The following is a 9908-nucleotide window of genomic DNA, read 5'->3' on the forward strand; positions in this document are numbered from 1 at the left end:
GCGTCCACGAGCCGTGCCATGAAATACGGCACGAGCTCCTGCTTCACCCGCGGGTCGGGCAGCAGGAACGCGAGCGGATCGTCCGCCGGGGCGGAGTCGATCTTCAGCGTCTCCGCCATGGAATCATGGTTGCGGAGATAACCGAACAGAGCCGCCCGGGCCGTCTCGTCGAGCGCGACCAGTTCCTCGACGGACAGCTTGCGCTCCTTCACCGAATAGATGACGTAGCCGCGCACCGCGCCGGCGGCATCCTCGTAGACGGCCGTCGTGTCGCTAGAGCCGTAATAAATCCGATCCCGCCACCACGCCTCGTCGCGAACGAGCGTCCCCGAATACCGGCTCGCGTACGCGGCGTACGCCGCGTCGAGGAGCGCGCCGTCGTTCGCGGCGCGCCGCACGCGAGCCGTCTCCGGCGGCGCAGGGGGCAGCTTCGCGAACGGAATCTCATACGTCTTGCGATCCGTATAATACTCCCACCCGAAATTCCGGTAGAACGGGAACGAGAACGGATGCAAATACGAGATCGATTGCCCGTTCGCGCGCATCGTCTCGAGCGAATGAACGAGCAGCTTCGAAACCAAGCCTTGCCGGCGATACTCCGGCCACGTCGCGACGCCGGCGAGGCCCCCCATGTCGTAAGGCACGCCGTGAATCCACGTCTTCAAATCAAGGAGCGTATATTTCGCCGCCAGCGCCCCGTCCACGAACGCGCCCCACTGCTGATGAGGCTTCATCATGGCGATGCGCGTTGCCCGCTCCTCCGCAGGGACGGTATATTGAAAGGCGAATTCCCCGAGCGCCATGGCGTCGTCGAATTCCGCCGCCGTCAAATTCCGAATCGTCGTCATGCCGATATCATGTTCCTTCCTATGCGTTCGTCAGCCGATCGTATAGCTGCAAATATTGCTTCGCGGACGCGGTCCAGCTGAAATCCTGCTTCGCCATATTGTCCGCGATCCGGGTCCAATGCGCTTCGTCCCGGTACATGGACAGCGCGAACCGCACCGTGTCGAGCATCTCGTGCGCGTTATAGTGCGAGAACGAGAAGCCGTGCCCCTCGCCGGTATACTGGTTATACGGTTGGACCGTGTCGACGAGGCCGCCGGTCTCCCGCACGATCGGCGCCGTGCCGTACCGAATCGCGATCATCTGCCCGATGCCGCACGGCTCGAACTTGGACGGCATGAGGAACAAATCCGAGCCCGCGTAAATACGCCGCGCGAGCCCTTCGTCGAATTTCAAATTCGTGGAAATGCGTCCCGGCCGGTGGTACGCCGCGTCGCGGAACAGCTTCTCGTACCGCGCCTCGCCGGCGCCGAGCACGACGAGCTGCAGATCCTCGCGAAGCAGCTCCTCGAGCACGTGCGCGATCAGATCGAGCCCCTTCTGCTCGACGAGCCGCGTGACGAGCGACACGATCGGCGTCCCTTCCCGCTCCGGCAGCCCGAGCTCGCGCTGCAGCGCCGCCTTGTTCTGCGCCTTCTTCTTCGCGGATTTGCGGTACGGCACGGCGAGGTGCGGATCGGTCATCGGATCGAACGCGTCGTAGTCGATGCCGTTCACGATGCCGAGCAGCGCGTCCCGGCGATGCCGCAGCGTCCCGTCCAGCCCTTCGCCGTAGTAAGGCGTCTGAATTTCCCGCGCGTACGTCGGGCTGACCGTCGTCAGAAAGTCGCTGTAATTCAGCGCCCCCTTCAAATAGTTGACGGCTCCGTAAAACTCCAGCCCGTTCGCGTGGAAATGCTCGTCGCCGAGATTAAGCAGATCGCGCAGCACGCCATACCCGAACACGCCTTGGTAGCGCAAATTATGGATCGTAAACACCGTTCGGATCGGGTTGTACCACGCGTTCCACCCGTAATGCGCCTTCAGGAACACGGGTACCATCGCCGTATGCCAGTCATGGCAATGCAGCACGTCCGGCTTCCAGCCGAGGCGCGGCAGCGCCTCCAGCGTCGCTTGCGCGAAGTAGGCGAACCGCTCCCCGTCGTCGTCGTACCCGTACAGCCCAGGCCGCTTAAAGTAAAACTCGTTGTCCAAGAAGTAATAGGTAATCCCGTCATGCGTCAGCGTCTCGACGCCGCAAAACTGCCGGCGCCAGCCGACCTGCACGACGAACGAATCGACCGGCCTCAGCTTCTCGCGCCATGCGAGCGGGATGTCGCCGTACTTCGGCAGCACGACGCGAACGTCGGCGCCGCCCGCGACGAGCGCCTTCGGCAGCGAGCCGATGACGTCGGCCAGACCGCCGGACTTGACGAAGGGCACCGCCTCGGCGGCGACCATGAGCACGTTCGCCACCCTTAAATCACCTTCTTCTTCGCCGCGATGAACGGCGCGGTCGGCGCGCCGCTAAGCACCCGTTCCCGATCGATATACACGTCTTTGTCGAGGATCGCGTTTTCGAGGACGACGTTCTCCCCGATCTCGCAGTTCTGCATTAGAATACAGTTGCGCACCGTCGCGCCGGGATGCACCTTCACGCCGCGGGAGAGGATGCTGTTTTCCACGCGCCCGTCCACCACGCAGCCGTTCGCGATCAACGCGTTGTGCACGACGGCCGTCTCCTTATATTTCGTCGGCGGTTCGTCCTTGACCTTCGTATAGATCGGCGCGCCGCGGAAAAACAACTCGCGCAGCACCTCCGGATCGAGCAGCTTCATGCTGTGCCGATAATAGCTTTGTATCGTATTGACGATGCCGGTGTACCCCTCATGCTTGTAACCGTAAAATTTCAAACGGTGCAGGTTTTTCATAATGCCGTCCCGCACGAGGTGGTCGTCGCCCTGCGCGAGGCACGTCTCGACGATATCGAGCAGCAGCTCCTTGCTCATGAGGTACATCTCCATCGAGACGTTGCGGCTGTCGAGCCGGCCCGTCCGGTCCTGCATCGCGGTCACGCGGCCGTCCGGACCGACCTCGAGCTTGCGATAAATCGCGTCGTCATCGTCGTCGGACTCGTAGTAGACGCACGTAATATCGGCGCCCGTCTCTTCATGGCGTTCGAGGACGCGCCGGTAATCGATGTTGCAGACGATATGGCTGCGGGAGACGAGCACGTACTCCTGACGGCCGCGGTAGAAATAATCCCGATGGGAGAAAAACTGGAACAAGTCGCCCTTCGACACGCCGCTCGGGATGTCCAGTACGGACGGCAGCACGAACAGCCCGCCGCGCTTGCGGTCGAGATCCCATTCCTTGCCGGAGCCGAGGTGGTCCATCAGCGACCGGTACTTGTGATGCGTGAAGACGGCGACGTCCTCGATGCCGGAGTTGACCATGTTGGACAGCGGAAAGTCGACGAGCCGGTAGCGGCCGCCGAACGGAACGGACGCGAGGCAGCGGCCGAACGTCAGCTCCTCGAGACGGTCCGGTTCGTTGATCAGATTGATGACGCCCATGATCCGCTTCATACGGTCACGTCCTTTCGCACGGTTTCGTTATTGCCGATGAGCGTAATGTCCGACGGCGCGGCGTTCGGATCGCCGATGACGGCGCCCGGCTCGACGACCGTCCCTTCGCCGATAATCGCGCGGTACACCCGGGCGCCCTCGCCGATCGTCACGTTCGGCATAATGACGGAATCGCGGACGAGCGCTGCTTTCTCCACCCGAACGCCGTAGAACAATACCGAATGATCCACCTCGCCGTAGACGAAGCAGCCTTCGTTGAGGAGCGAGCGGGTCACCTTCGCCGTCGGCGCGACGTATTGCGGCGGCTGGTACGGGCTTAGCGAGTAGATGCGCCACGAACGGTCGAACAGATTGAGCCCCGGGTCTTCCTCCAACAAGTCCATGTTCGATTCCCACAGACTCTGCACCGTGCCGACGTCCTTCCAATACCCTTCGAACGGGTAGGCTTTCACGCGGACGCCTTCGTTCAGCATCGCCGGGATAATATCTTTACCGAAGTCGTTCGACGACTCCGGATTCGCTTCGTCCTTTAATAAGTAAGATTTCAAGACGCTCCAGTTGAAAATGTAAATGCCCATCGACGCCAAATTGCTCTTCGGCTCCTTCGGCTTCTCCGCGAACTCGGTGACGCCGTGCTCGTCGTCTACGCTCATGATGCCGAAGCGGCTCGCTTCCTCCCACTTCACCTCGATGACGGCGATCGATGCCTCCGCCCCTTGCTTCTTGTGGAACGAAAGCATGGCGTCGTAGTTCATCTTATAAATGTGATCGCCCGAGATGACCAGCACGTACTCCGGATCATATTGCTCGATGAAGCCGATATTGCGGTAAATCGCGTTCGCGGTGCCGCTGTACCAGTTGCCGCCCTTCTGCTCCATGAACGGGGGCAGCACCGTGACGCCGCCGTTCTTGCGGTCGAGGTCCCACGGCGAGCCGATGCCGATATAGGTGTTTAAGACGAGAGGCTGATATTGCGTCAGCACGCCGACCGTATCGATCCCGGAGTTCGTGCAATTCGAGAGCGTAAAGTCGATGATGCGGTATTTCCCGCCGAAATGGACCGCGGGCTTGGCCAGATGCTTCGTCAGCGCGCCGAGACGGCGGCCTTCTCCCCCCGCCAGCAGCATCGCTACGCATTCTTTGCGTCTCATACGCCTTGCTCCTTCCTGCTTATAAGGTTGGATTGGATTCGCTTGAACATGACGGCGCCGAGCGGCGGTAAAGTAACGCTTATACTATACGCTTGCTCGTGCCACGGCAGACCGTCGGCTCGGACCGTTCCGTCCGGCCCTTCCGCCGCCGTTACGCCGGAGCCGCCGAACGATTCCGCGTCGGTATTGAACAGCTCCCGGTACGTTCCGTCCGCGGGCACCCCGATCCGGTAGCCGCGGCGCACGACCGGGGTAAAGTTGCAGGCGACGACGAGCTCCTCGCCCGGCTCGACGCCTCGGCGCAGGAACGACACGACGCTCTGGTCGCGGTCGTGCGGCGAAATCCAGCGGAAGCCCTCCATGCTGCGATCCGCCTGCCACAGCGCCGGCTGTTTCTTGTAGAAGCCGTTCAGCTCCCGAACGAAGTCGCGCGTCTTCGCGTGCATCGGATAATCGAGCAGATGCCAATCCACCTGCTCGAGGTCCTTCCATTCGGAAAACATGCCGAGCTCGCAGCCCATGAACAGCAGCTTCTTGCCCGGATGCGCGATCATGTAGGCGAGCAGCAGCCGCAGGTTCGCGAATTTTTGCCAATAATCGCCGGGCATCTTATCGAGCAGCGACTTCTTGCCGTGCACGACTTCGTCGTGGGAGAACGGCAGGACGTAATTTTCGGAAAATGCGTAAAAGAACGAAAACGTGATGCGTTCATGATGAAATTTTCGATGGATCGGATCCTGCTCCATGTATTTCAACATGTCGTTCATCCAACCCATGTTCCATTTGTAGTTGAAGCCCAGTCCCCCTTCGTGTACCGGGGCGGTGACGAGCGGCCAAGCCGTGGAGTCTTCGGCCATCATCAACGCCTTCGGGTGGTAGCGGAAGACGGCCGTATTGAGGTCTTTGATGAATTGAATCGCGTCGAGGTTTTCCTGTCCGCCGTACCGATTGAACACATGGCGGTCCGGCGGCTTGCCGAAGTTGAGATACAGCATGCTGGCGACCGCGTCGACCCGAAGGCCGTCGATGTGGAAGACGTCCATCCAGAACAGCGCGTTCGAGATGAGGAAGCTCTTCACCTCGGGCCTGCCGAAGTCGAAGGCGAGCGTGCCCCATTCGAGCTTCTCCGCTAGCCGTTCGTCCTCGGGCTCGTAGGTCGGCGTGCCGTCGAATCTTCGAAGGCCGTGATCGTCCTTGCCGAAGTGGCCGGGCACCCAATCGAGGATGACGCCGAGACCCCGTTGGTGGCAGCGGTCGACGAACGCCATCAGCTGCTTCGGCGTGCCGAAGCGGCTCGTCGCGGCGAAGAAGCCTGTCGCCTGATAACCCCAAGATCGGTCGTACGGATGCTCTGCGAGCGGGAGTAATTCGATGTGGGTGTATTGCAGATCGGCGGCGTAATCGACGAGCTCGTCGGCGAGCTCTTCGTAGGTAAGCGGCGCGCCGTCCGCCTTCGTCTTCCATGTGCCGAGGTGCACTTCGTAGATGTTCATGGGACGTTCGTGGTGGTTTTCCTTCTCCCGCCGCTGCCGGTACAGCGCATCCTGCCAGCGGTATCCGGACAAGTCGTAGACGATCGACGCCGACTTCGGGCGCACTTCCGCGAAGAAGGCATACGGGTCGGCTTTGAATTTCCATTCGCCGTCCGGCGTTCGGACGGCGTACTTGTATGCCGCCCCTTCGCGCACGCCCGGCGCAAAGCCGTGCCATACGCCTTGGGGGTGCTTCGCGAGCGGGTGAGCCGCCGGATCCCAGCCGTTGAAGTCGCCGACGACGGAAACCGCGGCGGCGCGCGGCGCCCAGACGGCGAACCGGACGCCGGCTTCGCCGTCCGCGTTCGTCGACAAGTGCGCGCCGAATGCGAGGTAGCTGCGGTGCAGCGTGCCCTCGTGGAATAAGTAGAGGTCGTGCTCGCTGAGGCTCATGACGCTCATGGAACGGTCCCCCCGGTTTGAGAGTATGTAGCGCTACGTTCTGCGCCCGCCGCGGAACGCCGCGACGATCGCCAACCAGGCGAAGCCGATGAAATATCCGCCGACGATGTCCGTCGGGTAGTGTACGCCCGCGTAGATGCGGGTGACGCCCATCAGCAGCGTCAAGATCGCCGCGACGGCGAGGATCGCCGCCCTTGCCGCGGCCGAACTCGCCGCCGTGACGAGGACGATCGCCGCGAAGCCGAACAGCGCGATGCCGATCGTCGCGTTGCCGCTCGGGAACGCATAGCCGTCCGCCGCGAACAGCGTTTCCGCGGCGGGCCGCGCCCGCTCGTAGGCGTTCTTCGCGAGCGTGTTGACGCCCCAGGCCCCCGCGGTCGCGGCGACGGTCAGGATCGCGTCCCGGCCTCGGCCCATCAAAGCGAATAATACCGCGAGCAGCAGCGTCGCGGCGGCGAAGCCGACGGTCGAGCCGGCGGCGTCGAACGCCCGGGCGAGCGCGTCGGCGGCCGGACCGCGAAGGCCGCGCAGCGCTTCCCCCGCGGCCGCGTCGAACCGGGCGACGCCCGGCGCGTCGAGCGCGCCACCCAGCAGCAGGAACAGCGCGATCGGGAGCAGCGCAAGCAGCGCGAGCCGAACGGAATCGAATTTGCGACGCAGCCGGACGCGGGTAATCGGTGTGCTCATCGTCCTTCCCCTTCGTGTTTTGATTGGAGGATTGCAACGTTGTACAATAACAGGAAAGCTTCTTTCATCCAAGATAAGAGAAACGCCCAAAACTTTCAACAGGTAAGGAGAAAAACCTCGATGTTTGTCGCGAAAGATTGGAAAGATTACGAGTTGATCGACGCCGGCGGCGGCGAGCGGCTGGAGCGCTGGGGCCACGTCGTACTGCGCCGCCCGGATCCGCAAATCATCTGGCCGCTCGAAGACGAGAACGAGCTGTGGCGCTCGGTCGCGGGCCATTACCACCGCAGCTCCTCCGGCGGCGGCCAATGGGAATACAAGACGAAGCTGCCGGACCGGTGGTCGATCGGCTATCGGGACTTGAAGTTCCACATCCGGCCTACGAATTTTAAGCACACGGGCTTATTCCCGGAGCAGGCGGCCAACTGGTCCTGGATGATGGACAAAATCCGGAGCGCCGGACGCCCGATTCGGGTGCTGAATTTATTCGCGTACACCGGCGGCGCGACCGTCGCGGCCGCATCGGCCGGCGCCGAAGTGTGCCATGTCGACGCGGCCAAGGGCATGGTGCTCTGGGCGAAAGAAAATCTCGAGCTGTCCGGCCTCGGCGAACGGCCGGTTCGCTTTATTACCGACGACGTGTTTAAGTTTGTGCAGCGGGAGCAGCGCCGCGGCAGCACGTACGACGGCATCATTATGGATCCGCCGTCGTACGGGCGCGGCACGGGCGGCGAGGTGTGGAAGCTCGAGGAGAGCCTCTACCCTTTCGTGAAGCTGTGCACCACGATTTTGTCGCCGAATCCCCTTTTCTTCCTGATCAACTCGTACACGACCGGCATCTCGCCGACGGTGCTCGCGAACGTCGCCCGCCTGACGCTGGCAGACAAATACGGCGGCCGCATCACGAGCGGCGAGATCGGCCTGCCGATCACGTCGCGCGATATGGTGCTGCCGGCAGGCATCCTGTGCCGCTGGGAAGAGGCGTAAGATGCGCGTGAAGCAACGCGCCCTAGCGGCGCTGACGCTCGCGGCTTGCCTGCTCTCCGGCTGCCTTGGCTCATCCGACTCCGTTCCCGAGCCCCCTTCGCCGTCATCGCCCGCGACGCCGCTCGCCGAGACCGGCGGCGGCGCGGGCGGAACGGCGAGCGGGACCGCGGGCTCCGCCGAAGCGCCGTCCCCCGCGCCGGTCGAGCCTCCGCCGCTTCCGCCGCCGTCGGAAGCGACGCTCGTCGCGGTCGGCGACGTGATGATGCATACGCCGATGCTGCCGGGCGCCTACGACGAATCGAGCGGCACCTACGATTTCTCCGGCTTCTTCGCGCCGCTGCGCACGATGTTCGAGGAAGCGGATTGGGCCGTGGCGAACCTCGAGACGCCGATCGCGGGCGACGAGCGCGGCTTCCGCGGCTATCCGTTGTTCAACGCGCCCGTCGCGCTCGCGGACGCGCTCGCCGAGGCCGGCTTCGACGTCGTCTCGACCGCGAACAATCATTCGCTCGACCAGGGCTTCTCGGGGCTCGTGCATACGCTGGGCGCGCTGCGGGACCGCGGCGTCCTGCCGGTCGGCACCGCCGAGTCGGAGGAAGCGTCGAACGAACTGACGATCGTCGAGAAGAACGGCATTCGCAACGCGTTCCTCTCGTATACGTACGGCACGAACGGCATTCCGATCCCGAAGGACAAGCCGTTCGCGGTCAATCTGATCGACGACGCGCGCATCGCGAAAGACATCGCCGGCGCCGAAGCCGCCGGCGCGGACGTCGTGACGGTGTCGCTGCACTTCGGCAACGAGTACCAGCGCGAGCCGACCGACGAGCAGCGCCGCGTCGCGCGACGGGCGATCGAAGCCGGCGCGGACGTCGTGCTCGGCCATCACCCGCACGTCGTGCAGCCGTACGAACGAATTCGCGTCGAAGACGAGGACGGCAAGACGCGAGAAGGCGTAGTCATCTATTCGCTCGGCAATTTTATTTCGAATCAATTCGGCTCTTACAAAGAATATGGCGCCGCGCTACAGGTCACGTTTCGGAAAACGTACCAAGCGAACGGCGCCTCGATGACGACCGTATCGGAAGTAGATGCGATTCCGACGTGGGTCCACAAATATGTCAGCGGCGGCAAATCGCGCTACCGCGTGTTGTCGTTGGACGATATCAAGCAGGAAAGCGGCGACCCGCTGTTGACGCCTCGAATGATCTCGAATTTAATCGAAACATCGGCGGAGTTGAACCGGCATATGGACAAGCTGACGGCGGAGATCGATCAGGCGCCGTCCGGTACGAACGGAACCGAATCCGCCGCGGCGAACGTATCGCCGACGACGTATACAGGACAATAGCTTCGGACGAACGTCTTCCCGGGTGCGATTTTGCCGATCAGGAGATGCGCTGCTGCTCGATGTTCGTAATTTTCCCGAGCAAGTAAACGAGAAGCTGCTGGTTGTGCGCCGAGATGCGGCTTAAGTATTCGGTCAAGAACGTCTCGCGAATGTCGACGCCCCGGCGGCATTCCTCGATCCCCTTCGGCGTGACGTGAATCCAGACGATGCGGCGGTCGCGGTCGTCGCGCACCCGCTCGATCAGCTCGTTCTTCTCCATGCGGTCGAGCAGCGTCGTCACGGCGGCCGGCGTCGTCGCGAGATAATGTATCAAGTCGGACGGTTTCATGCGATCTGCGGCAAGCACGTATTCCAGAACGGTCAATTGGCTTTCCGTCAACGTCGG

Annotated in this window: 9 protein-coding genes; 2 read left to right on the top strand and 7 right to left on the bottom strand. The window is 62.6% G+C overall.

The genetic code is table 11. The features are described from left to right. The 6 genes from VEZ38_RS13205 to VEZ38_RS13230 form a co-directional block, all read right to left on the bottom strand. The coding region (locus VEZ38_RS13205; protein WP_324894113.1) for a GNAT family N-acetyltransferase at positions 1–848 on the bottom strand (848 nt) is incomplete at its 3' end. A gap of 19 nt (positions 849–867) precedes the next feature. After that, complete coding sequence (gene glgA, locus VEZ38_RS13210) at positions 868–2286, bottom strand: glycogen synthase GlgA (protein ID WP_324894129.1); 1419 nt, start codon at positions 2284–2286, stop codon at positions 868–870. 17 nt (positions 2287–2303) lie between these two features. After that, positions 2304–3413, bottom strand: coding sequence for a glucose-1-phosphate adenylyltransferase subunit GlgD (gene glgD / locus VEZ38_RS13215; protein ID WP_324894116.1), 1110 nt, complete (start codon positions 3411–3413; stop codon positions 2304–2306). After that, positions 3410–4564, bottom strand: coding sequence for a glucose-1-phosphate adenylyltransferase (locus tag VEZ38_RS13220; protein WP_324894118.1), 1155 nt, complete (start codon positions 4562–4564; stop codon positions 3410–3412). The genes glgD and VEZ38_RS13220 overlap by 4 nt, the downstream gene beginning before the upstream one ends. After that, positions 4561–6498 (bottom strand): 1,4-alpha-glucan branching protein GlgB, encoded by a 1938-nt coding sequence (gene glgB / locus VEZ38_RS13225; RefSeq protein ID WP_324894119.1) that lies wholly within the window; start codon positions 6496–6498, stop codon positions 4561–4563. Before glgB ends, VEZ38_RS13220 begins: the two co-directional genes overlap by 4 nt. Before the next feature lie 33 nt (positions 6499–6531). Then, entirely contained in the window at positions 6532–7185 is a 654-nt protein-coding gene (locus tag VEZ38_RS13230; protein WP_324894121.1) for a phosphatase PAP2 family protein, read from the bottom strand. Between the two features lie 120 nt (positions 7186–7305). On the opposite strand from VEZ38_RS13230, the gene VEZ38_RS13235 reads away from it, so the two are divergent. Continuing rightward, positions 7306–8172, top strand: coding sequence for a class I SAM-dependent methyltransferase (locus VEZ38_RS13235; protein ID WP_324894123.1), 867 nt, complete (start codon positions 7306–7308; stop codon positions 8170–8172). 7 nt (positions 8173–8179) lie between these two features. Further along, positions 8180–9523: a CapA family protein gene (locus VEZ38_RS13240; protein WP_324894125.1), complete on the top strand. Its 1344-nt coding sequence runs from the start codon at positions 8180–8182 to the stop codon at positions 9521–9523. 37 nt (positions 9524–9560) lie between these two features. On the opposite strand, the gene VEZ38_RS13245 is transcribed toward VEZ38_RS13240, so the two are convergent. Further along, on the bottom strand, positions 9561–9908 hold a 348-nt coding region (locus tag VEZ38_RS13245), incomplete at its 5' end, for a MarR family winged helix-turn-helix transcriptional regulator (protein WP_324894127.1).

The organism is Paenibacillus sp. (assembly GCF_035645235.1).
In the GTDB taxonomy this organism is placed as follows: domain Bacteria; phylum Bacillota; class Bacilli; order Paenibacillales; family YIM-B00363; genus Paenibacillus_AE.